This window comes from Azoarcus sp. L1K30, from assembly GCF_018122735.1.
Classification (GTDB): Bacteria; Pseudomonadota; Gammaproteobacteria; order Burkholderiales; family Rhodocyclaceae; genus Parazoarcus.
Window position 1 is genome coordinate 1578081 of record NZ_JAGRRD010000001.1, and the last position, 24775, is coordinate 1602855.

Consider the following 24775-nt stretch of genomic DNA (forward strand, 5'->3'; position numbering starts at 1 on the left):
CCAGCGGGGGCGCCCAATGAAACGAGACGGAGAGGACGGCGGCAACAGCCAAACGACGAGCGGTCTGGGGCTTCATGCGCGGGTGGACGAAGCGTCAGGACGCAATCGTCATGAAGTCAGGTCAGGAATAACGGCATTTTATATGACATTTTCATCAGTGATGATTCATTCGACATCCATGCGCTATCCGCCCGTCCGCACCGGTAATCCGTCAGATGCAGCCGCTCCCGACATCCACCCCTACAAGCCATTACCTTGCGTAACACCCGTCCCGCTTCAGATGCCTTAATGTATGGACAGAACGCAGCAAGTACGCGTCAACGCCGCTTGAAGGCCGCAAAGGAGTTGGTCGACCATGAGCACACATATTCTTGGGATTGCTGCCCGTCTTGGCCTGCCGCTCGGAATGACCGTGGTCCTCAGCGCCTGCGTGGTTGCGCCGGCAGACCCGTATTACCGCTCGACGCCGGCCTACGATCCGTACTACGGCACCGAGACCATCATCGTCTCGCCGCCACCGCGAGTGGAATACCGTGGCTATCCGCCCGCCTCGGACTATCTCTGGATCGACGGCACGTGGAACTGGGTGGACCGGCGTCAGGTATGGGTACCGGGCTATTGGGTACCACCGTCACGCTATGCCGAAGAGCGGCGTCGGCGCGACCGCATGATCGAGCGCGAACACGACCGTGTGCGCCGTGAGTGGCAGGATGACCGAAACCGCGACCGGACCAGGAACGAATACCGCGAAGATCAGCGGAATCTGCGCCGGGCGGAAGAGCAGGCCCGCGAGCGCGCTGAAGCCGAACGCACCGCAGCGATCAAGAAGCGTCTGATCGAGGAGCGTGCTCGCCCAAGCAACCGCCAGCAGGAACTCGAACAGAACAACGCTCGCGATCAGCGTCGCAACGCCACCGAGGAAGCCAATGCGCGGCGCCAGCGTCGTGATCAGGACGGACCGGACAGCCGGGACCCCTCGGACGTCCGGCGCTGGATTCGGGAGCGCGAGGGCGCACGGCCAAACTGAGCAGCCGGATTGCATTCGCCGCCACCCGCCGCAAGGCGGACCGTCGCCGCTGCACTCGGGGTAATATGGTGCACGCGCGACGGGCTCGACCGGCCCGAAGCGCGACGAGGGCGGGACCACGTTGCCGAATACGTGGCACGCGTCTGTCGCTTCGCACTCACTTTGGCAAAGCAATGATCGAACCGCTGCTCCTGACCTCTGCACGCATCTTCACGTTCTCCAATCAACAGCAGCTGACCAACGCCAGCGGCTTCTACTTCGAGCGTGGCGAGCGCCTGTTCCTGGTGACCAGCCGCCATGTCTTCTTCGATCTTCCCAGCCAGCATCAACCGAACCGGATCGAGATCGAGCTGCACATGGATGCCGAGAACCTCAGTGCGTCGACCGGCTTTTCGATGCCGCTTTACCGAAACGGCAAGAGCATCTGGCGCGAAGGTCTCGATACGGCGGGCGATATCGATGTGGCGATTCTCGAGATCGACCGCAAGGCGCTTCCCGCCAAGGCGATCTATCGCGCCTTCACACCGCGACATCTGCTTGGACACTTCGATCAGGTCGAAGTCGGCACCTCGCTGCTGGTGGTGGGGTTCCCGCTCGGCTTTCACGATACGCTGAACCACATGCCGGTCGTGCGGCAAGCCATCATCGCCTCGTCCTTCGGCCTGCGATTTCAGGGCAAGGGCTACTTCCTCACCGACGCCCGCACCCACCGCGGTACCAGTGGCGCACCCGTGGTGATGCGCATCACCGACCCCGACGCAGAGCACGCAGCCCTGCCCTGGATGTTGCTCGGCATTCACTCCGCCCGCCTCGATGTCGGCAGTCGCGATCTCGAACTGGATGAGGCACTGGGGTTGAACTGCGCCTGGTACGCCGACATCCTGATGACGCTGACGACCGACTGAGTGGCCGGCTGCGCCGGCCGGTCATATTTTTCGCCCCACGGTTTCCCGGCGCTGCAAAGCCTATACTGGATCAGGGCCCGCATCTGCGGGCACCGGCCAGGAGAGTCACCATGAGCAAGTCACAACACAGCAACAAGGAAGCCCGAAAAGAACCCGCACTGTCGCCGAAAGAGAAAAAGGCCGCGAAACAGGCCAAGAAGCATCAGTCCGACGTAAAGCCGCTGCTTCCGCCGCACTGACACGAACACACGACAGCGGTGAGCGTCGGCAGCAATCGTCGCCCCGCAGGCATCCACTCCACGGGCGTATCCCGATGCAGCATCAGCCTTCGAGCAGCATCCGCTTGAGGTAATCCGGCAAACCTGACAACACCAGCGTATCGGAAGCGCGATCGTATTGAATCGCGCCCGATTGCAGGCCGCTGCGGTCGAACTCCAGCTTCCATTGTTCGCCACTGGCGCTGAAACGCACCAGTGGGCGAATGGCACGGCGGTCGGGCACGAATCCGCTATTGAGTTTGATCGCCTCGGCGTTGAGTGCCGTGTCCAGGCGCTCGGCTTGCTCGGGCCACACTTGGCGCGCGATTTCATCGAGCGCAACCGGTTCGCCACTTTCGCCCAGTTCGTCGAGGTAACCGTGCGCGCGCTGCAATAGCGCGTCGCGCACAGGTGGCTCGAGACGTTCGGTTTCGACAAACTGATTCAGCGCCAACACCAGCTTCTTGGTCTCCTTGAGCGCCACCAGCACGTCGCTGCAGCCCAGAAAGCGCTTGAACCAGGCGGCCACATCGCCACGCCCCTTCAGAAAGCTGATGTAGCGCTCATCGCCCCGCTGCCAGCCGGCAAGGTCGATCCGCCCCGCGGCACGAAGACTCGAGAAGTCGAGATAGCTGCAATCGGCGATGTCGAGCGTGCCATTGATCGCACTGCCGATGCACTCTCCGATCAGCGCCACCCACAGGCAGTCCGTACCGCCTTCGGAGATGCGCGCAATGATGACGAAGGCGCTGGCGTCGAGCTCCTCGTCATGGGCGCAGATCTGCAGTTGCGCCATCATCCGTTGCGACAGGGTGATGAAGTCGGAACTGCGCTCGACAACGTACTCGCGCACCAGACGCGACATCGGAAAACCTTCCTCGTCATCCTCGAACCGCCCGAACACCTTGCTCGAACGCCCGGCGTAATGCGTGCACAGACGCTCCACCAAGCGCACCGCCGCGTCGTCGAGCGTGCAGGCCGATGCGCGCAATTCGACCGCTGCCGGGGCCTGTGCCTCCTTGACGAGGCGATGGACGACAAGGTCGGTGACCGTGTGCTGGATCGGGCTTTGGGGATTCGCGCTCATGCTCGGGGCTCGGGAGAGTTCGGGGGCGCGCATTCTCTCATGCCAGCCCCTCTGCCTTCCACGCGGGACCACACTACGCTTTGGTACAAATCACCCTGTAGCCTAAAGGGATAATGATCTCGTCTGCTGGTGCAGGCCCCGTAAACATCCGCTTCAAGCGAGTCGAACCATGAAAAACATCAAATTGGCCTATCTGCTGCTGATCGGCGTGCTCACCCTGCTGTGGCTGATGGCTGACGGCGTCATCGGCGCGCCCTACCAGTTCTTCGCCTTGCGCGCGTCGATGATGAATTACACCGGCATCATCGGCATCGGTGCGATGAGTGTCGGAATGATCCTGTCACTGCGTCCGGCCCGGCTTGAGCCCCTGCTCGGCGGCCTGGACAAGGGCTACCGCCTGCACAAGTGGCTGGGCATCACCGGCCTGGTATTCTCAATCATTCACTGGCTGTTCGCGAATGCGCCGAAATGGGCCGTGGGCTGGGGCTGGCTGGAACGTCCGGCGCGCAAGCCGCCCGTCGAACAGCAGAATGTCATTCTCGCCTTCTTCGACAGTCAGCGCCATCTCGCGGAATCCATCGGTGAATGGGCATTTTACGGTGCGCTGGCGCTGATGGTGCTGGCGCTGGTGAAGTGGTTTCCCTATCGCTATTTCTTCAAGACCCACCGCATCCTGGCGATCGCCTATCTCCTGCTGGTCGCGCACGCGGTGGTGCTGATGAAATTCAGCTACTGGGGCGAGCCCATCGGCCCGCTGATGGTCATGCTCATGGCCGCCGGCAGCGTCGCGGCCGTGCGTGCCCTCACCCGGCGGATCGGTCAGCAGCGCCGGATCGACGGCACGGTCGAGGCCCTCGACTATCACCCCGACAATCACGTGCTCAAGGTGACGGTCAAGCTTCGCAGCCCGTGGCCTGGACATCGGGCCGGGCAATTCGCCTTCGTCACCTTCGACGCGGCGGAAGGCCCCCACCCCTTTACCATCTCGTCGGCCTGGCATGGCGACGGCAGGCTCACCTTCCTGATAAAAGGTCTTGGCGACTACACCCGCAGCCTCCCCGCGAGCTTGAAGGTCGGTGATGCCGCCCGGATCGAAGGACCGTATGGTCGTTTTGAATTCGACAGCGACAAGCCGCAGCAGATCTGGGTTGCCGGCGGGATCGGCATCACGCCGTTCATCGCACGCATGCAGGCATTGGCCGACAAGCCCGACACGCCCGCCGTCGATCTGTTCTACAGCACCAGCACGCCCGACGCGCGCTTCATCGGCAAAGTCAGGCAGATTGCCGAGGCGGCGCGGGTCCGTCTGCATGTACTGGTCGCCGGCAAGGAGGGGCGACTCGATGCCGAGCAGATTCGGCGCCAGGTCCCCGACTGGAAATCCGGCGATATCTGGTTCTGCGGCCCCGCCCGCTTCGGCCAAGCCTTGCGCCGCGACTTCGCCGCACGCGGGCTGCCCGCCGAGGACTTCCATCAGGAACTGTTCGATCTTCGCTGACGACACCGGCCGGGACGCAAGTCCCGGCGGCGCCCAGACCTCCCCGCTTACACGGCGCCGACGTACTCACCGCGCGCGGGATAATCGTTGGCGATTGCGAAATCGAGCGCCCCCAGCAGATCCTGAAACTGTGGCCGCGCGAAAGGCATCGTCTGCACCGCCCCATAGAACAGCGTGCCATCGGGGCGCACCAGGAACACGCCGGGCTCGCTGAACAGCGCCGGCTCCTCGACACCAATCGAGGTCGCGCCGCGTGAGCTGCTGATGTACAAGCCCCACTGGCGCGCGCTGTGCAGACTCAGTCCATACGCGAAACGCACCCCCCTGGCCTTGACCTTCTCTGCCATCTGCCGGGCACGCTCCTCGGTATCGCCACTCACGGCAATGACCTTCACACCCCGTTGCGCGAACTCCGGGGCAAGACGTTCGAGTTCGATCAGGTATTTGGCGCAAATCGGGCAATGCAGGCCACGATAGAACACGACCAGTTCAAAACGTTCTCCGGGCTCGGCACCGAGCACGAAACGGCCACCGCCGATGAGCGGCACATTGAGCGCAGGTACGGGCTGGCGCGGAATCAGGCTGTTTACCGACATAGGGTTCTCCTCTTTTGATCGTGGGGGTCCATCCGTGCCTTCCCGCCGGGATGGAGCTTCCGTCGGCGCATCTCCCTGCGGACATTGGGGCACCATTGAACGTCTGGATTGTGCCGTACAATCCGGACTGAGACTGCGCTTTGTCGGCCGACTGCGTCGTTTCCTTACACACGCCGAGCCAGGCGCACGAATGCCGAACGGGCTTGCCGACAGACGGCTCACACGCGCCTTGGCGGCCAAACGAGCGGCACCATGACACGGACATCCACATGAACGAAGCTGTTTTCTGGCTGCTGCGATACGACGGTCGCGTGCTGGTCACGACTGACGAGCACGGTGCAGCCGCTTTTCCCTACGGCCCTGCAGCGACATTTGGCGCGCCCCCGGACGCACTGAGGATTGGCGAATGGCAAGGGTGCGCATGCCATGCTGCGGATCTGAGCGACATCCCCCACGGCGTCAGTGGTGAGCTGACCTCGGTGCGAGCCCTGTTCGGCCTTGCCGGGGCAGAAGCCTTCGCCCTGGCAGGGCGGGCCACGCAGTTGCTCGACTGGCAGCAAAACCACCGCTACTGCGGTCGCTGCGGCACACCGACGGAGATGCTGACTGGCGAACGTGCGATGTACTGCCCCCAGTGCGGTCTGGTGGCCTACCCGAGGATCTCGCCCGCGGTAATGGTACTCATCGCACGCGGGGATGCCCTGCTGCTGGCGAGGAGTCCGCACTTTGCGCCAGGCGTCTTCAGCGCACTTGCCGGTTTCGTCGAGGCCGGCGAAACGCTGGAGGAATGCGCTGCGCGCGAAGTGCGCGAGGAGGTCGGCATCGAGATCGACAATCTGCGCTACTTCCGAAGCCAGTCGTGGCCCTTCCCCAACTCGCTGATGGTCGCCTTCTTTGCCGATTACGCTGGCGGCGACATCACGCCCGACCCATCCGAGATCGAAGCAGCCGACTGGTTTCCACGCAGCGCGCTGCCGCTGCTGCCGAACCCGGTGAGCATTGCACGGCAATTGATCGACGCGGCATGCAAGGGCACCCCCCGCACATAATCCCCCGCTTCGAACGGGTGCGTCCACGTCACGATTTTCCGCATCATGCATGTTGATCGGTGCATTGGAGAATTCTGCCGAAATCGCCGCATACCGCGTTCAACCGCGAGCCAAAGCGGCGTAGGATGATGCCAATGGCGACACCATCCGGCGACTCCATGACATCCGCAGCAGCACATCGCAGAATCGGCACCATCGAGGCCGTCAAGGGCCCGGTGGTTGATATCGTGTGCGAACAGTCGCCACCACTGCACCGCGCGCTCTATGCCCAGCCCAACGGCGAACGCTGCGTGCTCGAGGTGTTTCGCGAACTGGGCGAGCGCCATGTACGCACCATTGCGCTCCACCGCACCGCGGGCCTGGCGCGCGGGCAGGCGGTGATGGATAGCGGCAGCCCCTTGCAGATTCCGGTCGGCCCCCAATGCCTGGGGCGTCTGCTCGACGTTTTCGGCAATCCGCTCGACGCCGAAGCACCCTTCGAAGCGCTCGATTTCCGCCCGCTGGTCGCCCCGCCAGGCCCGCTGTCGGAAGCGCGCGCGGCCGAGAGCGTACTCGAGACCGGGATCAAGGTCATCGATCTGCTGTGCCCTTTCGTGCGTGGCGGCAAGACCGGACTGTTCGGCGGCGCGGGCGTGGGCAAGACGGTACTGATCACCGAATTCATGAACGCGGTGATTCAGCTCCATGCCGGCGTATCGGTATTTGCCGGCATCGGCGAGCGCATCCGCGAAGGGCACGAGTTGTGGCACGACATGCGCGAGGCCGGGGTCATGCCGCGCACGGTGATGGTATTCGGGCAGATGGACGAATCGCCGGGGGTGCGCTTCCGTGTCGGCCTCACCGGGCTCACCTACGCCGAGTACCTGCGCGACACCCTGGGCAAGGACGTGCTGCTGCTGATCGACAACGTGTTCCGCTTCGTTCAGGCCGGCAGCGAAATCTCCGGCCTGCTCGGGCGCATGCCCGCCACCGTCGGCTATCAGCCCACGCTGCTGTCCGAGGTAGCCGATCTCGAAGAGCGCATCTCGTCGAGCACCGCGGGCAGCATCACCTCGGTCCAGGCCGTCTATGTGCCGGCGGACGACATGACCGACCCCGCCGTAAATGCGATCTACGGCCACCTCGACACCATGGTGGTGCTGTCGCGCAAGCAGGCGGCGAAGGGCATCTACCCGGCAGTCGATCCGCTGCATTCCAACAGCAAGATGATGGATCGCCATTTTCTCGGTGAGCGGCATTACCGGGTGGCCGAGTCGGTGCGCGAACATCTGGCCCGGTATCGCGAGCTGGAGGACATCATCGCCATGCTCGGCGTCGAATCGCTGGCGGAGGCGGATCGCCGCATCGTTGGCCGCGCACGTCGCCTGCAGCGCTATCTGACCCAGCCCTTTCACGTCGTCAGCCCCCACACCGGCATTGCCGGCGTGTCGGTGCCACTGGCCCGCACCCTGGATGACTGCGAGGCCTTCATCCGCGGCGACCACGACGCCGTGCCCGAGGCGGACTGCTACATGCGGGGGAGCATGCAGGAGGCGCGCACATGAGCGGGTTCACCCTACAGCTGGCCAGCGCCACGCGGCAGATGCGCTTAGACAATGTGCTCAGCTTCGTCGGGACCGACGCATCCGGCCAGTTCGGCCTGATGGCGGGCCATGTGGCGATGGCTACGGTGCTCGATCCCGGGCTGGCACGCTTCAGGTCCGCGGCGGGCGCCTGGCGCTACCTTGCGCTGCCCGGCGGCACCCTGCGTTTCGCCGACAATGTGCTGATGATCGCGACCCGCAGCTTCGTCGTCGGCGACGAACTGTCGACCGTGCGCGCCCAGCTCGATGCGGAACTCGAACGCGAGGAGGAACAACGCGGCGCCTTGCGACACAACCTCGACCAGCTCGAAAAAACGCTGGCGCACCGGCTGTGGAAACTGGATCAGCCATGAGCGCACCAAAGCCACCTGCGGAAAGCCCGGCGGAGACCCGGCGCAAGGCACTGGACAATGCAGTGGACAAGGATGTCGCCCGCATCGAGAAAGGCGAACGCGAGCGCCGCAGCATGATGGGCTACACCGTGTTCATGGGCACGATCGCGGGTCTCTTCGTGCTTCCGGTGGTGGGTGGGGCCTACCTTGGGCGCTGGCTGGACAGCATGGCCGCCGGCTATTCAGTGCGGTGGACGGTCAGCCTCATCCTGCTCGGCGTGGTCGTCGGTGCGGTCAATGTCTACCGCTACCTGGAAGACCGGCCATGAATGCCGAAGCGATCGTCTTCACCCTTGGTCCGCTGGCCATCTCGCGCCCCGTCGTGACCACCTGGGCGGTCATGCTGGGCCTGACCCTGCTGTGTGCGTTGGCAACCCGTCGCCTGCGACTCGACCCCGGGCCGTTGCAGACGATGCTCGAAGGCATCGTCAGTACGATTCACGACACCATCGAGGACACCCTGCCCAACTACGGCAGGCGCCTGCTGCCCTTCATCGGCACCCTGTGGATCTACATCGCCATCGCCAACCTGGTGGGCGTGCTGCCGGGGGCCACCTCGCCCACGGGCGACCTGTCCACCACCGCCGCGCTGGCCGTCGTGGTGTTCGCCTCGGTGCACTGGTTCGGCATTCGCGGCGAAGGGGTTGCGGCCTATCTGCAGCACTACATTCAGCCCAGCGTGATCATGCTGCCCTTTCACATCATCAGCGAGATTTCGCGCACCGTGGCACTCGCCGTGCGCCTGTTCGGCAACGTCATGAGCCTCGAAACCGCGGCCTTGCTGGTGCTGCTGGTAGCCGGCTTCCTGGTCCCAGTGCCGGTGCTGGCACTGCATATTGTCGAGGCGCTGGTGCAGGCCTATATCTTCGGCATGCTCGCACTGGTGTATATCTCGGGCGGCATCCAGTCGGGGCAATCCCGTTCCACACGTATCGAGGCAGGAGCCACGCAATGAGCGACATGACCTTCTTCACCACCCTATCGACCGTCGGCGCGCTGTTTGCCATCGCGCTGGGGGTGTTCTTTCCGGCGATGGCCATGGGCCGCGCCATCAGCCAGGCACTCGATGCCATCGCCCGCCAGCCCGAGGCCGAGAAATCCATCTCGCGCCTGCTCTTCATCGGCCTGGCCATGATCGAGTCGCTCGCGATCTACGTCCTGGTCGTGGTGCTGATCGTGCTGTTCCGCAATCCGTTGCTCGAATACCTGCTCAAGTAAGGACCCCGAACCATGCAACTGGACTGGACCACCTTCCTGCTCCAGATCGTCAATTTTCTCGTTCTGGTGTGGCTGCTCAAGCGTTTCCTCTACCAGCCCGTGCTGGCGGTCATCGCACGCCGTCGCGAGGGCATCGAGCAGGCACTGAACGACGCCCGCGAAGCCGAAGCCAAGGCCGAAAAGTTGCGCGAGGACTACGAAAGCAAGCTCACCGAGCAGAACAGCGCCCAGGCGTCGGCGCTGGCCAGACTCGCCGACGAAGTCGCCGCCGAGCGCGTCCGTCGTCTCGCTCGTCTCGACGACGAACTGAGCGCCGAGCGCGAACGCCAGGCGGCCCTGGCCGACAAGCAGGCGGCAGATGCGGGCCGCAAGGCCGAGGAAGCCGCGCGCGCCGCTGCACTGGGTTTCGTCACCCGTCTGCTCGGACGACTGGCAGGCAGCGCGCTGGACAGCCGCCTGGTGGACATGCTGATCGAAGATCTCGCCAAACTGCCAACGGATCAGCTCGACGCCCTGCGCGAGGCCGCTGCGGTCGCGGAAACAGGTGTTCAGCTCACCACCGCCCGCGCCCTCGCCGACGCCGACCTCGACCGCCTGCTGCAGGCGCTGAACTCGGCCCTCGGTCGTACCCTGCCGCTGACGCAGACCATTGACCCCGACATGCAATCGGGTGTGCGCATCGGGGTCGGCCCCTGGATGCTGGCCGCCAGCCTTGCGGACGAACTGGCGTTCTTCCGCTCGGGAGCGCGTCGTGCGTGCTGATCCGACGTTCGCGCTCGACTACTCTCCGCAGCTGCGCGTGGTCGAGCGCGGCACCGTCAGTTCCGTCGGCGACGGCGTCATGTGGATCGAGGGGCTGCCTTCGGCACGCATGGACGGCATCGTGCACGTCTCTGACGGCAGCGAGGCGCTGGTCTTTCACCTTGCGCCGGACCGCATCGGCGCCATCCTGCTGCGCACCACGGCGGCGCTGATGCCCGGCTGCGAAGTGCGGCAGTCGGGAGACGTTCTCACCATGCCCACCGGCGATGCCCTGCTCGGCCGGGTCGTCGATCCACTGGGCGCTGCGCTCGATGGCGGCCCCGCACCGACATGTACCAGCCACCGTCCGGTCGAAGGCGGCTCGCCGCCGATCGTGGCACGGGATTTCGTCGACCGCCCGCTCTACACCGGCAGCAAGATCGTCGACACCCTGATTCCGATCGGCCGCGGCCAGCGCCAGTTGCTGATCGGCGACAACGGCACCGGCAAGAGCGCCCTCGCCCTTGACGCCATCATCAGCCAGCGCAATCAGAATGTACGCTGTCTGTATGTGCTGATCGGCCAGAAGCGCTCCTCGGTGGTGCAGACCATCGACACCCTGCGGACGCACGGTGCCTTGGGCTACACCACCGTGGTGGTGGCCGAAGCCACTGCCAGCACCGGCATCCGCTACCTCGCCCCCTTTGCCGGTTGCGCCATCGGCGAAGACTGGATGAACGCCGGCCATGACGTGCTGATCGTATACGACGATCTCACCACCCACGCCCGCGCCTACCGCGAACTGTCGCTGCTGTTGCGCCGGCCGCCGGGGCGCGAAGCCTATCCGGCCGATATCTTCTACCTCCACGCCCGACTGCTGGAGCGTTCGACGCGGCTCAGTGCCGCCAACGGCGGCGGCAGCATGACCGCACTGCCGATTGCCGAAACCGAGCAAGGCGAGATCGCCGCCTACATCCCGACCAACCTGATCTCGATCACCGACGGACAGATCCACTTCGACACCAGCCTGTTCGCACGTGGTGTGCTGCCCGCCATCGACATAACCCGTTCGGTGTCACGCATCGGCGGCAAGGCCCAGCACGAGGCCATCAAGCGTGAAGCCGGACGCATGAAGCTGGATTACCTGCAATTCCTCGAGCTGGAGGTCTTCACCCGCTTCGGCGCCAAGCTCGAAGCCTCGATGGAGGCACGCATCCGTCGCGGACGGCTGCTGCGCGACATCCTCGCCCAGGACCGGCTCGATCCGCACAGTGCGCTCGATCAGCTCGCGTGGCTGATCGCCTGCAATGAAAACCTCCTCGACGGCCTCGACCGCGACGCGCTCGAAGCTGCGTTGAAACGGCTGCGTGCAGGCACCGCCGAATGCGCGCTCAGCCTGGATACGCCGCGCGGCGAATGGCTGGCCGCAGTGCGTGGATGGCTGACACAGGAGGCCGCGACAGACTCCACTGAAAACGACTCCACTGAAAATGCGTCATCGGCCGCCACACACCGCGACGGGCCACCATGAGCAAGCGCCGCGAACTGCAGGGCCACATCGAAAGCCTTGCCGACATCGGCGAACTGCTCTCTGCCATGAAGAACCTGGCGCTTGTCGAGAGCCGTCGCATCGCCACTTTTATCGATGCCCAGCGCGCCGCCACCCGCATTGTGGAAACCACCCTCGCCGAATTCCTTGCCGATTATCCTGGCCACGACCTGGCGGCCTCCACCGAGCACGCGGTACTGTGTGTTGTCGGTTCCGAGCGCGGCTTCTGCGGTGACCTCAACCAGCGTCTGATCGCCGAAGTCGAACCCCGGCGCGGGGATGCGCGCATCGTCCTGGTGGGCAGCCGGCTCGCGGATGCGTGGCCGGATGATGATGCGCCCGCGGCCCTCGCCGGCGCAGGCTTTGCCGACGAGGTACAGAACGTACTCGCCGCGCTCGTCGCCCGTCTTACACCGCTGTTGCAGGGCGCCGCTACGCACGCCACACCGTCGCTGAGCATGCTCTACCTGACCGAGCACGGCCCGGTACAGCTGCAATTGCTACCGGCGCCAACGCCGACGGCGGGTGCCAGACGACGCAGCCATCCGCTGGAACTCAATCTGCCGCCACAAACCTTCCACCGCGCCCTCATCGACCAGTTTCTCGAGACCGCACTCAGTGGCGCGCTGTATGACGCCCTGCTACACGAAAATCAGCTTCGGCTCGAGCACATGGAGCAGGCCAGACACCGTATCGACGAGCAGCTGGACGATCTCGGCCGGCGCAGCAACCGCGCCCGTCAGGAAGAGATCACCGAAGAGATCGAGATCATCCTGCTGGCCAGCCTCGGCGGCCGCGAAGCCTGACGCCCTCTACCCGTCGTCGCCGTGCAGCGGCGTCAGAGATCGAGCTGAAGCGCCGCAAGCCGCGAATAGAGTCCGCCCTGGCGGCGCAGATCAGCCGGCGTGCCGGTTTCGACGATGCGCCCGCCATCCATCACCACGATGCGATCGACTTTCTGCACAGTGGCCAGCCGGTGCGCAATGATCAGCGTGGTACGGCCCTCCATCGCCGCATTCAGACCGCGCTGCACGAGAATCTCCGACTCGGCGTCGAGCGCGCTGGTCGCCTCGTCCAGAAGCAGCAGCCGGGCATGCTTGAGGATGGCGCGCGCAATGGCGATGCGCTGACGCTGCCCGCCCGAAAGGCGTGTGCCACGCTCGCCGAGAAAGGTCCGGTAGCCATCCGGCAAGCGACCGATGAACTCGTCGACCAGAGCGGCCCGCGCCGCCTGAATGACCTCCTCATCGGTCGCGTCCATGCGTCCGTAACGGATGTTCTCCAGCGCATTGGCCGAAAAGATCACCGGATCCTGCGGCACGATGGCGATATCCTTGCGCAGGTCGTGCAGGCTGAGCTGGCGGATGTCCTGTCCGTTGATCAGTACGCGGCCGCCGGTGACATCGTAGTAGCGCAGCAACAGCTGGAACAGGCTGGTCTTGCCCGCACCGGACGGCCCCACGAGCGCGATCCGCTCGCCCGGCCGGATGTCGAGACAGATGTCGTCCAATGCACGGACCTGCGGACGACCTGGATAAGCGAAGACGACATGGTCAAAGCGGATACCGACTTGCACCGCAGCCACGGGCGCCAGTGTCTCCGCCTGCTCGCGGATGGCCGACTCCGCATGCAGCAGATCCAGCAAGCGCTCGGTCGCGCCCGCCGCACGCATCACGTCGCCCCACACCTCGGCCATCGTCCCCACCCCGCCTGCCACCAGCGCGGCATAGAGCACGAACGAGGCGAGCTGCCCGCCGGTCATCGCACCATCGTGCACCTGCCGCGCGCCGATCCACAGCACGAAGATGATGGTGCCCATCACCGCGGTAATGATCAGCACCGTCAGCGCCGCGCGCACCCTCGTGCGCCGGATGGCGGTGACGAAACTGGTTTCGGTACGCTCGGCATAGCGCCGTGCCTCCTGCCCTTCCTGGGTGCAGGCCTGCACCGTAGGCATGGCATTGAGAATCTCGCCGGCCAGCGCGGAGGTGTCGGCGATGCGGTCCTGCGACTCGCGCGACAGGCGACGCACCTTGCGGCCGATGATCATGATCGGCAACACCAGCAAGACCATCAGCACCAGGTTCAGGGAAAACAGATAGAAGCTGGTAACGGCAAGCATGATCATGCCGCCGATGAACTGGAACAGGCTGCGCAGTCCCATCGAAATCGAGCTGCCGACCACGGTCTGGATCAGCGTGGTATCGCCGGTCAGACGTGACAGCACCTCACCCGTCTGCAGGGTCTCGAAGAACTGCGGCGATTGCGCCAGAACGCGCGCGTACACCGCGTTGCGCAGATCGGCCGTGGCGCGCTCGCCCACCCAGGACACAGTGTAGTAGCGCATCGCCACCGCCAGCGCCCACATACTGGCCAGCCCGAACAGCGCCAGAAAGTGACCGTTGAGGCTCAACGCCCCGAGCAGCCCGCTACCGGCGGCCTCCCTGTCCTGTGCGCCGAACCCGAAATCGATCAGGTCGCGAAACGCCAGCGGCACCAGCAGGATGGTGCCCGAGGCCACGCACAGCAGCACGAAGGCGAGTGCAATTCGCGCGCGATATGGCTTGAGGAAAGGCCACAACCCTGCCAGCACGGACAGGCGCCCCTGGGGCTTGGTCGATACCAGAATGTCCTGAGTCATCCGCAGCGGTCGTCGTCCTGGTTCGAGAAAAAGGGAAAGTCGAAGTCAGCTGCGGAAGTGACTGCAGATCAGGCAGGCTGGCGAAAACCGCTTGCCACCCATGCGTTCGCCGAGGCGGTCGTGAGCCTGAACCCGGCTGACACCTTCAGCCGCGCCAGTTCTTCGCCATTGGCATTGCAAGCGGCGAGCATCGCATAGGGGTCGTATTCATCGGGCTCGATATCGAGGGTCACGTCAATCCGGCCATCATCCGTACTCACCGTGACCGTCTTGTGAAACATCGCATGCAGCTGCTGCTCGTGACGACGCCTGAACTCGGACGCGGTCTTCACCAGCGTATTGAACGCATTTGCATCGAGTGGCTTGGGGTTCTTCTTGTCGCGTCCCATCGTCCACGGCCCCACCAGCGCCGGCTCAGGCTCGCCATCGAGGGTCATCGATACCGCCCAGCCCTCGTCATCCTCGTTCTTGATCACGCGAGCGGTCCATCCGTCGTCGCACCACAGCCGCGCTTCCTTCACCGTCGCAACCTCATCGAGTCCGTCGGGTACGTCGTTTGAATGTTCTGTCATGGCGCCATTTTACTGCCGCCCGCTACAAAACAAAGCCAGCGGTAACGGAAAATTCCGCAGCCAATCGTACCGATGCCGACGGAACCCCTTCCGGCACGCTAGACTATGCGTCTTTGATGCAAAGAAATACGCATGCTGGATATCGCCGCAAGTTGCCTGGTCGTCACCGCACTCCTCGCCTACCTGAATCACCGCTTTGTCGGCCTGCCGACCTCGATCGGGGTCATGGTCACGGCACTCGGCTTTTCCCTGCTGCTGGTCGGACTTGACGCCTTCGGCTTCATGCACGGGCTGCGCGCCTACGAGGAGTCGCTGCTGCGCTCGATCGATTTCTCCGATGTGCTGATGCAGGGCATGCTGTCGCTGTTGCTGTTCGCCGGCGCACTGCATGTGGACCTGAGCGAGTTGCGCACCTACCGCTGGCAGATCGGTTCGCTGGCCATCGTCGGCACCCTGCTGTCCACCCTCATCGTGGGCTTTGCGATGTGGTGGGTGCTGCCCTGGGTCGGCCTGCCGCTGCCGCTGATCTACTGCCTGCTGTTCGGCGCGCTCATCTCACCGACCGACCCCATCGCGGTGATGGGCATCCTCAAATCAGCCGGCGCACCGAAGAATCTTGAACTCGTCATCTCCGGAGAATCGCTGTTCAACGACGGGGTCGGTGTGGTGCTCTTTTCGCTGTTGCTGGGCACGCTGGCCAGCGGCGAGGCACCGACGCTCGCCCACGGCGCCGAGCTGCTTGCGCACGAGGCCGGCGGCGGCCTCGTCTTCGGCCTCGTGCTGGGCTACATCACCTTCCGCCTGCTGCGCAGCATCGACAACTACCAGGTCGAAGTGCTGATCACGCTGGCCGCCGTCATGGGCGGCTATGCGCTTGCCAGCAGCCTGCACGTCTCCGGTCCGCTGGCCATGGTGGTGGCCGGACTGATGATCGGCAATCACGGCCGTGCCCTGGCGATGTCCGACACCACCCGGCACCACGTCGATCTGTTCTGGGAACTGCTGGACGAAATTCTCAACGCGGTGCTGTTCGTGCTGATCGGACTCGAGGTCATCCTGCTGCAATTCAACACCGGCATCGCCACCGCGGCAGTGGCCGCCATCGTCGTGACCCTGCTCGCACGCACCCTCACCGTAGGCCTTCCGGTCACCCTGCTGCACGCGCGCTTCGGTCTACCCAAAGGCGCGGCGCAGGTCCTGACCTGGGGCGGCCTGCGCGGCGGCATCTCGGTCGCCCTCGCCCTGTCGCTTCCGGCAGGAGCGGAGCGCGAAACGCTGGTCTCGCTCACCTACTGCGTGGTGGTATGGTCGATCCTCGCCCAGGGGCTGACGATTGGTCGGGTCGTGCGACGCACCGTACGCACCTGAGCAACCGCTCAAGCGCCCGTCCAGGAGTCCTGAAATGCGTTCTCCGGTTCTTCTCATCGACTCACAGGCAGATGAAATCAAGCGCTTGCTGCGAGCATCCGTACCGGACCTCGAGTTCGTCGAAAATGTGGGCGATGACGAAGCGGTACGCAGATGCGAAATCTGGTTCGGTGCACCCGACAAGGCTGCCGCGCTGCTGGCCAAAGGCTTCAAGCCGCGCTGGCTTCAATCGACGTGGGCGGGTATCAGACCATTGCTGTCGGACCACCTTACCACCGACTACCGCCTGAGTCGGGCGGTTGGCATCTTTGGGCAACCGATTGCGGAGTACATTCTGGCCCGTATTCTGGAGCAAAAGCAGCAACTGCGCAGATGTGCGACGGATCAGGCCGAGCGGCGCTGGAACCCGCAACCCCCAGCCATTCTGGCCGGAAGCAAGGTCGTGATTGTCGGTGCCGGAGACATCGGCCAGGCGGTCGCGGGGTTTCTGCGCCCGTTCGGCGTGCGGGTGACCGGTGTCGCGACACAGGCTAAAACCCTCCCGAATTTTGACAATGTCATTGCGCTGAACGACCTCCGCATCGCGGTCGCCGACGCGGATTACGTCATCAGCGTCCTGCCGGAGACACCCGCAACCACGGACATTTTCAACACCGCCTTCTTCGCTGCCGTCAATCCCGGAGCGATCTTCATAAACGTCGGCCGCGGCAGCGCCGTCGTCGATCAAGCGCTGATTGCCGCGCTCGAACGGGGCCGACTCGCCGGTGCCGTACTCGATGTCTTCCGCGAAGAACCCCTTCCCCCCAAGCATCCATTCTGGACCACGCCCGGTTTGCTCATCACCGGGCATATCGCCGGCCCGACGATTCCGTCGTTGATATGCGGTCTGTTCCAGGAAAACCTGCGCAGATTCAATGCCGGCGAACGGCTGAACGGCGAAGTGGATTTCCGTCGCCCCTACTGAGTCGAACGGAAGCGCCATGCAGTGATCCGAACGCGGGTGCCGTTGCCGCAGGAGGTAGCCCCGCTGCCGAAAGGCTTGCCCAACCCAAAGCCGTCAGGCTGCCCCGCCCCTGCTCTTCAGCCAGGCATCGAAATCACTGCGTTCGATCAGGGTTTCCAAGCGGTTGATATTGCCGGGGAGCTGTCGCCCCTCCCACTGCTCGGTTGCCCACCGTTTTATGTTTGCGTGCAACTGACCGCGCTGGATTGCCATCGCCAATGCCACCTCCGCGTCATGCTCCGACATGGTGTCTGAGATCATTGCGCGCGCGGCCTCGATCAGGGTCAAAGAACTCGATCCGGACGGATGCTCGATCATGTGGATTCTCCTTTGACGCAGGCATTCAACATACCATTCCCGACGCTGCCCGACGGCGCGCCGCCCAGGGCCTCGAACGCGATCTCCAGCCCCCTCGGTCATCAAGACTTGTAATCCAACAGCTGCAGGAGCGCAAGTGCTGCCCCGCGCAGGTGAAACGCTGTCACAAACGTCAAATGGACACCTTCGGAGTGGATTGCCGACAGGAGCCGTCGCGGCGACTCACTCCACGCCTCCGCACGCCACCTCATGGATTCAGGACCGACACATCCCACCATCGACCGAAGCCACGAACGGAAAACCCGGGTGCCCTCTACAGTCCCGCAACAGGCTCCAGTTCCGCAGCCGAATGACCACCTCCCCCTCAGTTTGCGGAATTGTTCTGCTCGGCAATCAGCCTGCCGATATTCGAGTCATCCTTGACGGGTTCCATCTGGATCACGTACTGCCGGTTCAGGAGCATGCGGTCAGGGCCATGCGCCTCTCCGCCGCGCTCAACCAGAATATTCACCACCTGTTTCGTCTCCGGGTTCTGCCGCGTCTGGATATAGAACACTTCACGCAGAACGAGATATTCATCTCCCGCCCCCTGCACTCTGCCGAAGAACACTTGACCATTGGTCAGTGCAACTGCGTGGTAGGCCGTCGTCAACTCCGGCGTCCTGCCACCAAGATATTGACAGTTAATCAGGCCGATCGCCACGGCGGCAAACAGGGCTGACACGGATGTCAGCCATTGGCGAAATGAATACATGAAAGTTGTCCGGAACGTCACGACTCTCTGGCGCACATAACATGTGCAAGGGGCGCGTAGCGTAGTAGAGTCTTTTTTGGCGCATTACCTCGCCAGCGCCCAGTTCCGGCAACCCGGTTATCGCTTTCTGCAAGAATCCGGGATGCAATATTTCCTTAATATGCCTGCAACACTCTTCAAGCCAAATACGCCGCTTACCCGCAGTCAAACGGCCTGCTCACTACAATCAGCATACACGTTTCTTTGAATTGACTACGAATTAATGAAGACCCGCAGCACCGAGTATGGCGGCGCTGCGGGTTTGTTTTTTCCCACTCAATTCATAATGCATATTTAATATGTCGGCAATTCTTACACTCGTCCTTTATCGATCCATCAATAGCCTTACAACAAATTGATCTAAATGAATTTTAGACAATTGGCACATTAAATGCGTTGAGCCCGACACCAGAGATATTCATTTTGAGCTTATTGCTCAAGAACCAACAGGACCGGCCCAGCAATGTCGAAACAATTGAGTGCCAGCACCATATTTTTTTCCGCAGTTGAATTTCGTTCGAATAGACGGCGTGCGGCAGCGCAGCGCGCACCTGTGCAGCATCTGCACCAAAATCACCGGCCCCGGGCCTTGCTCTGTGCAGTGGCACTGCTTGCCGCCTTCCCACTTGGCACGAATCTGGCGTTCGCCGCGAGCTTCACCATCAATGGCAACACCACCACAGCCCAGACCCTGGGCAGTGGCGCCGGCCAGACCGGCATCGTCAACGAAGGCGCCTCGCTTACCGTGAGCGGATCCACTGTCGCAGTGACGGTCTCCGGCAATAACGCCACGCTGACCAATCTGGGCACCATTGGCCAGACCGGCTCCGGCCGGGTAATCCGCGACAACACCGGCGTAGCCGGTTTGATGATTACCAACGGCAGCGCGACCAATGCCACTGCCTCGATGAAATCGTCTGACGCCGACGTGATCCAGATGAACAAGCCATCGGCCAGCGTCACGTTGAACAATTACGGCCGGATGCTCTCGGAGAACGCGTCGGCGGGCGGCGCTCAAGCGGTGGACTTCAATGCCATTGCTTCGGGCACGAACATCGTCAACAACTATGCCGGGGGGCTCATCAAGGCCACGGAAGCCGATGCCATTCGTCCCGGCGTCAATGGCGTGATCAATAACTGGGGCAGCATTCAGGCGGTCACGACGACCGGCGGCAGCAGCGACGCAATCGACGCCCAGGAGAACACGGGCGTCAATGTCGTCAATCATGCGAGCGGCCTGATTGACGGAGGCCGCCATGGCATCACCGGCGGCGCGAAGGACGCCTCCGTCAATTTCACGACCTCCGTTTCGAACGGTGGCCTCATCCGTGGCAACAATGGCGCTGGCATCAACCTCGATGGTTTCAATGCCAAGCAGACGGCGACCATCATCAACTCGGGGACGATTAATGGCCGAGGCGTCACTGGCGATGGCGACGGGATCGACGTAGACGGGCTTGCGAACATTACCAACACCGGCACCATCCGCTCCCTGAACGCCTTCAGTGCCGGCGGCGCACCCGCTCAAAGCGAAGCCATCTCGATCGGGGGCGGCACCATCATCAACGCCGGCATCATCGAGGGCCTGGTCGAGCCCGGCAATGCGAACGCAGTGGGGCGTGGCATTTCGCTGTTGGGAAACGACATTGAAAGCGGTCCGCTGGCAGGCACGCGCGAAGCCATCTATGGCAATTCCATTGTTATCAACCAGACAGGCGGCCTGATCCGCGGTGACAGCGACTCGGCGATTGCAGTCGACGGGCCAGCCAGCGGCTACACGGTGCGCGTCAACAATAACGCCGGCGCGACGGTAATGGGCGGTGGCGCAACTTACGCTGCGATACGCACCGGCGCGGACAACGACACCATCGTCAATGCCGGCACCATCAGCGGCGCCAGCAGCGGCAAGGCCATCGACATGGGTGCGGGCAACAACACGCTACAGGTCGTAGGCGGCGCCGCCAGCATCCTGGGCAATATCAATGGGGGGAGCGGAGGGTCGAACACGATGTCGATCGATCCCGGAACCGGCGGCCAATTCGCCTACGCCGGCTCAATCTCGAATTTCGACAGTGTCGAGATCAGGAGCGGCAGCGTCATCTTCACAGGTACCAGCGCCTATGTCGGCACCACGAACATCTCTGGAGGCGGAAAGCTGACGCTTGATGGTGCCAACCGGCTCGCCGCCGACAGCGGTCTGGCGCTCGATGGCGGCACCCTGGAGATTGCCAACGCAGTGGGCATCGACGGACAGACCTTCGGTCGGCTGTCACTGCTCGACGACTCGACGATCGACCTGAATTTCAGCGCGCTGACCATCAATGAACTGGACAAGGTCGCCGCCGGAAAATCCCTGACCATTGTTGACGCCGTGACGGGCCCGACTTCCGGGTACGCCTTCCGCCTGACTGGAAATCTCCTGGCCGATGCCGACTTCCTGGCGCTGATCGCAAATACGACGATCAATGGCCGTGCAGCCGCGTTCTGGTTCGACGGTATCTACACCGATGTCGGCGCCGTGCCCGAACCGGGAACGCTTTCCATGCTGTTCATGGGCATCATGTTGCTGGGTGCTACAACCTTGCGCAGCCAGCGCGACAAGGCGCGTTGACCGCTATCGCGCCCATGCCATCCGACTCATCGATCGCACGGGTGCTGAGACCTGGAAGGCTGGCCCTTTATCCGCGTCGGGCCAGCCCCGAGCGGCGACATCGGGCCCGGCCCATTCACGCTATTTCGCTGCAGCAGCGACCGGCTCGGTGAGCACCAGTTGCCCATCCTTGACCGGAATGCGCGGCCCCGGTTCGTGGTCCATGCGCACCTGCGCCACCTGTTCTCCAAGGCGGTACTTGACGTCGTAACCCACCACCTTTTCGTGGGTATCGGTTACGGTATTGCACTTGGTCTCAGTCGTCGTGTAGGTGTCGCCGCGTTGCATGTTCTCCTGCACCTTGTTGCCGGCGTAACCGCCCGCGGCTGCCCCCGCGACGGTGGCGATCTTCTTGCCGCTGCCACCGCCGATCTGATTGCCGAGCAGACCGCCAGCCAGCGCGCCGATCACAGTACCTGCAATCCGGTGTTGATCCTGAACCGGCTTGCGATGCGTGACAACAACGTCCTGACACACTTCGCGGGGCGTTTTCACCGTCTCCTTGAGCGGCGTCACGGCAAGCACATCGGCGTACTTCGGACCAAAATCAACCAGCTTGTAGGTTGCAATGGCGCCGCCCGCGGTGACGCCCAGCGCACCCAGCGCGATTCCCAGCATCATTGATCTGTCCATGGCTCTCTCCTCTAACTCTAACCGGGCAAATAACCCGCCATACGGTCTCGATGGCTGATTGTACGTTCGGACCGGCAGGCAGTTTCACGGCGGAAACAAAGCGATACCCAATCCATTCATAGCACCGGCGCAGGGTCAATGCCATCACTCAGCGCCTTGCGTCACAGCCTCCTCGACACTGACCTTGACCTCAACCGTCATGCCCAGATATGCGTTTGCCGGACCGATGAAGCTGCCGGTGAGGGGGGCCGCCTGAGAAGGGTCGCGTGCAACCGCAACGCGAATCAGGTTGCGCCCGCCAACGATGGCGTTGGTCGGATCGAAGGGTAGCCAGCCGGCTCCAGGCAGATACACATGCACCCATGCGTGCGAGGCACCGCCGCCGACCATACCGCTCTCGGCCCCGACGAGCGATTCGTCGTAGAGATAGCCCGACACGAAGCGAGCCGCGAGTCCGAGACTGCGCACCGCCTCCATCATCAGCAGGGCAAAGTCACGGCAACTGCCGCTGCCCAGTTCGAGCGTCTCCACCGGGCTGCGCGTGCCCTCCTCGTCGCGTGCCTCATAGGTAAACTGGGCCTTGATCGCGTGGGTGATCGCAATCAGCACATCCAGCGTACGGTCCGTCCCCGCATCGGCGCAGACCTGTCGGACCCAGGCGTCGACCCGGTGTTCGGGATCCCCGTATTGGCGCTCGTTGCACCGCGCCAGATCGGGAATCTCGCTGGCTTCGTAGCTGAACGGAAGACGCTCGGCATAGGCTTCGACCATGTCCACGTCGGGCGCCGCCGGATAGTGCTCGGCGACGAATGTGGACTCGAACATGAGCTCCGCCGCCTTGTCGGCGAAGGTCGCCACCAGCACCGAGTTGCCGAAGACATCGTGAATCCAGCGCAAGGTCGCGGGTGGATTGATACTGATGCCGGTATCGACCAGCCTCAAGTCATGGCTGTCACGCGGACGGCACATGAAACGATGCTCGCTGAAGCCAACCGGCTCGCTGTAACGATAGACGGTTCTGTGCAGCACTTTCAGTCGTGCCATCATGGGCTCCTGTTCAAGATCGTTGTCGCGCCCGGAACCGGCACGGACGCGCCGCTCAGCGACGCGTCAGCAGCAGGCCACTTTCGAGGTGGTGCGTGTACGGAAACTGATCGAACACTGCCGCTGCGCGGATCCGGTGTGTCGATTCCAGCGCGGCGACGTTATTCTGCAGCGTCTGCGGGTTACATGAAATATAGAGGATGTATTCGAAGCCGCGTGCAAGCTCGACGGTGGCCTCGTCCAGGCCACTGCGTGGTGGATCGACGAACAAGGTGCTGAAGCGGTAGCTGTCGAGATCGACGTCCTTCATGCGCTGATATTCACGCGAGCGTGCCAGCGCACCGCTGATCTCGTCGCTCGACATGCGCACCATGGTCACATTGTCGACACCGTTGGCCTCGAGATTGTAGTGCGCCGCACCGACCGAGGTTTTGCTCACCTCGGTGGCCAGAACCCGGCCGAACAGCGGCGCAAGTGCGATGGTGAAGTTGCCGTTACCGCAATACAGCTCGAGCAAATCGCCACCCAGTTCCTCGGCCTGCGAACATGCCCAGCCCAGCATCTTGCGGTTAACGCCGCCATTGGGCTGGGTAAAGCTGCCCTCGATCTGCTTGTAGCGCAGCGAACGACCATTGAGTTCGAAGTGCTCGAGCACCCAGTCCTGCTCGAGCACGATCTTCTGCTTGCGGCTGCGGCCGATCAGCTTCACCCCGAGTTCGGCTGCAAGCGCACGCGCGGCAAGCGCCCACGCATCGTCCAGCGCACGGTGATACACCAGCGCGATCAGCATGTCACCGCTGAGCGTGGCCAGGAACTCGACCTGAAACAGGCGGAATTTGAGCACCGGATTACACTGCACAAGATCCCGCAGCCGCGGCATCATGGCGCAGATAGCCTCGCACGCCTGGGGAAAATACTCGATCGTCACCGGCACCTTGGGTGCCTCGGGATCGAACATCGCGTAATCCACGCGGTCGCCTTCATGCCACATGCGAAATTCGGCGCGTAGGCGATAGTGCAGCGGTGCTGACGCGAACACCTCGGGCTCGGGAAGCGCAAATGCTGAGAAATCGTGCTTGAACTGCAGCACTTTCTGATCCAGCTCAGTGGCGTAACGTGCAGGATCGATGGTGGGAATGGGCATGATGTCCTTGGGTGTTGAGGCCGTCCCGATGGAAAGCAGCCGATGCAGGTCAAACACGGCCATCCAATGGCCGAGGGCGGAATATACCCGTCCACAGCGCAGGCCGCGAGGGCTGAGTCAGCCGCGCACGCTCAACCCGGCCCCAGGTGCTGCCGAGTGCAACTCACCCCTCACGTCCGAACAGCTGCGCGGTGAGTTCATCGAGTTCATCCGGTATTGCGGCCAATGGCCCGGCGGCAGCCAGCGCGCTACGGATCAGCTTGGCCACGACGTCTTCCAGGGGCAGGGTTGGTCCAAAATAGAGCGGCTCGCCGGCCCGAAAAATTGCCAGCGTCGGAAAGGTTTCGACATCCAGATCACCCGCCATCGCTGCATCGTCTTCAATGTCCAGCCACGCAAAGGCAATCTGCGGATGATGCGCGGCGAGCTGCTCGAGCACGGGCCGGAAGCTGCGGCAGGTGCCGCACCACTCCGCACACAGGGCCAGCACCAAGTGATGCGCTGGCGGGACACCGGACTCACCGAGACGGGCGGCGGGAAGAAGCATGGACATGGCGATGGGCTTGAGAGTGGGGAGCCGAACCTGAAGCGCATAGCTTGGCCGAAAACGCGATTGGAGACCACCCCCCGGCACTGCAGCGCGACACACCAGCGGCGGCGACAACCGCTTCGCCGCTCAGGCCCGCCGGAGCCATCCGTTCCCGGCC

27 protein-coding genes are annotated in these 24775 nt (G+C 63.3%); 17 read left to right on the top strand and 10 right to left on the bottom strand.

The window, feature by feature from the left end; genetic code table 11:
- The 4 genes from J5J83_RS07155 to J5J83_RS23120 form a co-directional block, all read left to right on the top strand.
- A partial coding sequence (locus tag J5J83_RS07155; protein ID WP_212347117.1) for a hypothetical protein occupies positions 1–289 on the top strand: 289 nt, incomplete at its 5' end.
- 66 nt (positions 290–355) lie between these two features.
- Positions 356–1027 (top strand): YXWGXW repeat-containing protein, encoded by a 672-nt coding sequence (locus tag J5J83_RS07160; RefSeq protein WP_212347120.1) that lies wholly within the window; start codon positions 356–358, stop codon positions 1025–1027.
- A 173-nt stretch (positions 1028–1200) separates the two neighbouring features.
- Positions 1201–1932: a serine protease gene (locus J5J83_RS07165; protein WP_212347123.1), complete on the top strand. Its 732-nt coding sequence runs from the start codon at positions 1201–1203 to the stop codon at positions 1930–1932.
- 110 nt (positions 1933–2042) lie between these two features.
- A complete protein-coding gene (locus tag J5J83_RS23120) occupies positions 2043–2171 on the top strand; it encodes a hypothetical protein (RefSeq protein ID WP_282959122.1) in 129 nt (42 codons plus the stop codon).
- Between the two features lie 82 nt (positions 2172–2253).
- On the opposite strand, the gene J5J83_RS07170 is transcribed toward J5J83_RS23120, so the two are convergent.
- A complete protein-coding gene (locus J5J83_RS07170) occupies positions 2254–3276 on the bottom strand; it encodes a nucleoid-associated protein (protein ID WP_212347126.1) in 1023 nt (340 codons plus the stop codon).
- Between the two features lie 169 nt (positions 3277–3445).
- On the opposite strand from J5J83_RS07170, the gene J5J83_RS07175 reads away from it, so the two are divergent.
- Positions 3446–4774, top strand: a complete 1329-nt coding sequence (locus tag J5J83_RS07175; RefSeq protein ID WP_212347129.1) for a ferric reductase-like transmembrane domain-containing protein — start codon at positions 3446–3448, stop codon at positions 4772–4774.
- A gap of 47 nt (positions 4775–4821) precedes the next feature.
- Here the strand turns inward: J5J83_RS07175 and J5J83_RS07180 are convergent, their stop codons facing one another.
- Positions 4822–5370, bottom strand: a complete 549-nt coding sequence (locus tag J5J83_RS07180; protein WP_212347132.1) for a peroxiredoxin-like family protein — start codon at positions 5368–5370, stop codon at positions 4822–4824.
- A 203-nt stretch (positions 5371–5573) separates the two neighbouring features.
- On the opposite strand from J5J83_RS07180, the gene nudC reads away from it, so the two are divergent.
- The 9 genes from nudC (at position 5574) to J5J83_RS07225 (ending at position 12708) form a co-directional block, all read left to right on the top strand.
- Complete coding sequence (gene nudC / locus J5J83_RS07185) at positions 5574–6419, top strand: NAD(+) diphosphatase (RefSeq protein WP_282959123.1); 846 nt, start codon at positions 5574–5576, stop codon at positions 6417–6419.
- A 158-nt stretch (positions 6420–6577) separates the two neighbouring features.
- Positions 6578–7963, top strand: a complete 1386-nt coding sequence (gene atpD, locus J5J83_RS07190; RefSeq protein ID WP_349251943.1) for a F0F1 ATP synthase subunit beta — start codon at positions 6578–6580, stop codon at positions 7961–7963.
- Positions 7960–8355 (top strand): F0F1 ATP synthase subunit epsilon, encoded by a 396-nt coding sequence (locus J5J83_RS07195; RefSeq protein WP_212347141.1) that lies wholly within the window; start codon positions 7960–7962, stop codon positions 8353–8355. Before atpD ends, J5J83_RS07195 begins: the two co-directional genes overlap by 4 nt.
- Entirely contained in the window at positions 8352–8663 is a 312-nt protein-coding gene (locus tag J5J83_RS07200) for an AtpZ/AtpI family protein (protein WP_212347144.1), read from the top strand. The genes J5J83_RS07195 and J5J83_RS07200 overlap by 4 nt, the downstream gene beginning before the upstream one ends.
- Positions 8660–9349: a F0F1 ATP synthase subunit A gene (locus J5J83_RS07205; protein WP_212347147.1), complete on the top strand. Its 690-nt coding sequence runs from the start codon at positions 8660–8662 to the stop codon at positions 9347–9349. The genes J5J83_RS07200 and J5J83_RS07205 overlap by 4 nt, the downstream gene beginning before the upstream one ends.
- Positions 9346–9612, top strand: a complete 267-nt coding sequence (locus tag J5J83_RS07210; protein WP_212347150.1) for a F0F1 ATP synthase subunit C — start codon at positions 9346–9348, stop codon at positions 9610–9612. Before J5J83_RS07205 ends, J5J83_RS07210 begins: the two co-directional genes overlap by 4 nt.
- Before the next feature lie 12 nt (positions 9613–9624).
- The gene (locus tag J5J83_RS07215) at positions 9625–10374 is read left to right on the top strand and encodes a F0F1 ATP synthase subunit delta (protein WP_212347153.1); all 750 of its coding nucleotides are present in this window, start codon (positions 9625–9627) and stop codon (positions 10372–10374) included.
- A complete protein-coding gene (locus J5J83_RS07220; RefSeq protein WP_212347156.1) occupies positions 10364–11884 on the top strand; it encodes a F0F1 ATP synthase subunit alpha in 1521 nt (506 codons plus the stop codon). Before J5J83_RS07215 ends, J5J83_RS07220 begins: the two co-directional genes overlap by 11 nt.
- Positions 11881–12708, top strand: a complete 828-nt coding sequence (locus tag J5J83_RS07225) for a FoF1 ATP synthase subunit gamma (protein WP_212347159.1) — start codon at positions 11881–11883, stop codon at positions 12706–12708. Before J5J83_RS07220 ends, J5J83_RS07225 begins: the two co-directional genes overlap by 4 nt.
- 32 nt (positions 12709–12740) lie before the next feature.
- Here J5J83_RS07225 and J5J83_RS07230 read toward each other — a convergent pair whose 3' ends face one another.
- A complete protein-coding gene (locus J5J83_RS07230) occupies positions 12741–14543 on the bottom strand; it encodes an ABC transporter transmembrane domain-containing protein (protein ID WP_212347162.1) in 1803 nt (600 codons plus the stop codon).
- A gap of 68 nt (positions 14544–14611) precedes the next feature.
- Positions 14612–15115, bottom strand: a complete 504-nt coding sequence (locus J5J83_RS07235) for a hypothetical protein (protein ID WP_212347165.1) — start codon at positions 15113–15115, stop codon at positions 14612–14614.
- A 132-nt stretch (positions 15116–15247) separates the two neighbouring features.
- Here J5J83_RS07235 and J5J83_RS07240 point away from each other — a divergent pair, with 132 nt between their 5' ends.
- Together J5J83_RS07240 and J5J83_RS07245 are read left to right on the top strand one after the other, a co-directional pair.
- A complete protein-coding gene (locus J5J83_RS07240) occupies positions 15248–16483 on the top strand; it encodes a sodium:proton antiporter (RefSeq protein WP_212347168.1) in 1236 nt (411 codons plus the stop codon).
- Positions 16484–16610: 127 nt separating this feature from the next.
- On the top strand, positions 16611–17447 hold the full coding sequence (locus tag J5J83_RS07245) for a D-2-hydroxyacid dehydrogenase (protein ID WP_212347171.1): 837 nt from the start codon (positions 16611–16613) through the stop codon (positions 17445–17447).
- 93 nt (positions 17448–17540) lie between these two features.
- Here J5J83_RS07245 and J5J83_RS07250 read toward each other — a convergent pair whose 3' ends face one another.
- Together J5J83_RS07250 and J5J83_RS07255 are read right to left on the bottom strand one after the other, a co-directional pair.
- Positions 17541–17804, bottom strand: a complete 264-nt coding sequence (locus J5J83_RS07250) for a hypothetical protein (RefSeq protein WP_212347174.1) — start codon at positions 17802–17804, stop codon at positions 17541–17543.
- A gap of 364 nt (positions 17805–18168) precedes the next feature.
- Positions 18169–18528 carry a hypothetical protein gene (locus J5J83_RS07255; protein ID WP_212347177.1) on the bottom strand — a complete coding sequence of 120 codons (360 nt, stop codon included), beginning with the start codon at positions 18526–18528 and terminating at the stop codon, positions 18169–18171.
- Between the two features lie 670 nt (positions 18529–19198).
- Between J5J83_RS07255 and J5J83_RS07260 the strand changes: the two genes are divergently transcribed.
- A complete protein-coding gene (locus tag J5J83_RS07260; RefSeq protein WP_212347180.1) occupies positions 19199–21208 on the top strand; it encodes a PEP-CTERM sorting domain-containing protein in 2010 nt (669 codons plus the stop codon).
- Between the two features lie 120 nt (positions 21209–21328).
- Here the strand turns inward: J5J83_RS07260 and J5J83_RS07265 are convergent, their stop codons facing one another.
- From J5J83_RS07265 to J5J83_RS07280, 4 genes are all read right to left on the bottom strand, one after another.
- Positions 21329–21880: a glycine zipper 2TM domain-containing protein gene (locus J5J83_RS07265; RefSeq protein ID WP_249115648.1), complete on the bottom strand. Its 552-nt coding sequence runs from the start codon at positions 21878–21880 to the stop codon at positions 21329–21331.
- A gap of 144 nt (positions 21881–22024) precedes the next feature.
- Positions 22025–22924, bottom strand: coding sequence for a transglutaminase family protein (locus tag J5J83_RS07270; protein ID WP_212347182.1), 900 nt, complete (start codon positions 22922–22924; stop codon positions 22025–22027).
- Between the two features lie 55 nt (positions 22925–22979).
- Positions 22980–24068: a tRNA (uridine(54)-C5)-methyltransferase TrmA gene (gene trmA, locus J5J83_RS07275; protein WP_212347185.1), complete on the bottom strand. Its 1089-nt coding sequence runs from the start codon at positions 24066–24068 to the stop codon at positions 22980–22982.
- A 163-nt stretch (positions 24069–24231) separates the two neighbouring features.
- Positions 24232–24621: a thioredoxin family protein gene (locus J5J83_RS07280; RefSeq protein ID WP_349251868.1), complete on the bottom strand. Its 390-nt coding sequence runs from the start codon at positions 24619–24621 to the stop codon at positions 24232–24234.
- Positions 24622–24775: the final 154 nt, after the last annotated feature.

What these genes read in the sequence shown, in the direction of transcription:
- J5J83_RS07160 (WP_212347120.1), top strand. Translation starts at nt 356, where the DNA reads ATGAGCACACATATTCTTGGGATTGCTGCCCGTCTTGGCCTGCCGCTC.
- J5J83_RS07165 (WP_212347123.1), top strand. Translation starts at nt 1,201, where the DNA reads ATGATCGAACCGCTGCTCCTGACCTCTGCACGCATCTTCACGTTCTCC.
- J5J83_RS23120 (WP_282959122.1), top strand. Translation starts at nt 2,043, where the DNA reads ATGAGCAAGTCACAACACAGCAACAAGGAAGCCCGAAAAGAACCCGCA.
- J5J83_RS07170 (WP_212347126.1), bottom strand. Translation starts at nt 3,276, where the DNA reads ATGAGCGCGAATCCCCAAAGCCCGATCCAGCACACGGTCACCGACCTT.
- J5J83_RS07175 (WP_212347129.1), top strand. Translation starts at nt 3,446, where the DNA reads ATGAAAAACATCAAATTGGCCTATCTGCTGCTGATCGGCGTGCTCACC.
- J5J83_RS07180 (WP_212347132.1), bottom strand. Translation starts at nt 5,370, where the DNA reads ATGTCGGTAAACAGCCTGATTCCGCGCCAGCCCGTACCTGCGCTCAAT.
- atpD (WP_349251943.1), top strand. Translation starts at nt 6,578, where the DNA reads ATGACATCCGCAGCAGCACATCGCAGAATCGGCACCATCGAGGCCGTC.
- J5J83_RS07195 (WP_212347141.1), top strand. Translation starts at nt 7,960, where the DNA reads ATGAGCGGGTTCACCCTACAGCTGGCCAGCGCCACGCGGCAGATGCGC.
- J5J83_RS07200 (WP_212347144.1), top strand. Translation starts at nt 8,352, where the DNA reads ATGAGCGCACCAAAGCCACCTGCGGAAAGCCCGGCGGAGACCCGGCGC.
- J5J83_RS07205 (WP_212347147.1), top strand. Translation starts at nt 8,660, where the DNA reads ATGAATGCCGAAGCGATCGTCTTCACCCTTGGTCCGCTGGCCATCTCG.
- J5J83_RS07210 (WP_212347150.1), top strand. Translation starts at nt 9,346, where the DNA reads ATGAGCGACATGACCTTCTTCACCACCCTATCGACCGTCGGCGCGCTG.
- J5J83_RS07215 (WP_212347153.1), top strand. Translation starts at nt 9,625, where the DNA reads ATGCAACTGGACTGGACCACCTTCCTGCTCCAGATCGTCAATTTTCTC.
- J5J83_RS07225 (WP_212347159.1), top strand. Translation starts at nt 11,881, where the DNA reads ATGAGCAAGCGCCGCGAACTGCAGGGCCACATCGAAAGCCTTGCCGAC.
- J5J83_RS07230 (WP_212347162.1), bottom strand. Translation starts at nt 14,543, where the DNA reads ATGACTCAGGACATTCTGGTATCGACCAAGCCCCAGGGGCGCCTGTCC.
- J5J83_RS07235 (WP_212347165.1), bottom strand. Translation starts at nt 15,115, where the DNA reads ATGACAGAACATTCAAACGACGTACCCGACGGACTCGATGAGGTTGCG.
- J5J83_RS07240 (WP_212347168.1), top strand. Translation starts at nt 15,248, where the DNA reads ATGCTGGATATCGCCGCAAGTTGCCTGGTCGTCACCGCACTCCTCGCC.
- J5J83_RS07250 (WP_212347174.1), bottom strand. Translation starts at nt 17,804, where the DNA reads ATGATCGAGCATCCGTCCGGATCGAGTTCTTTGACCCTGATCGAGGCC.
- J5J83_RS07265 (WP_249115648.1), bottom strand. Translation starts at nt 21,880, where the DNA reads ATGGACAGATCAATGATGCTGGGAATCGCGCTGGGTGCGCTGGGCGTC.
- J5J83_RS07270 (WP_212347182.1), bottom strand. Translation starts at nt 22,924, where the DNA reads ATGGCACGACTGAAAGTGCTGCACAGAACCGTCTATCGTTACAGCGAG.
- trmA (WP_212347185.1), bottom strand. Translation starts at nt 24,068, where the DNA reads ATGCCCATTCCCACCATCGATCCTGCACGTTACGCCACTGAGCTGGAT.
- J5J83_RS07280 (WP_349251868.1), bottom strand. Translation starts at nt 24,621, where the DNA reads ATGTCCATGCTTCTTCCCGCCGCCCGTCTCGGTGAGTCCGGTGTCCCG.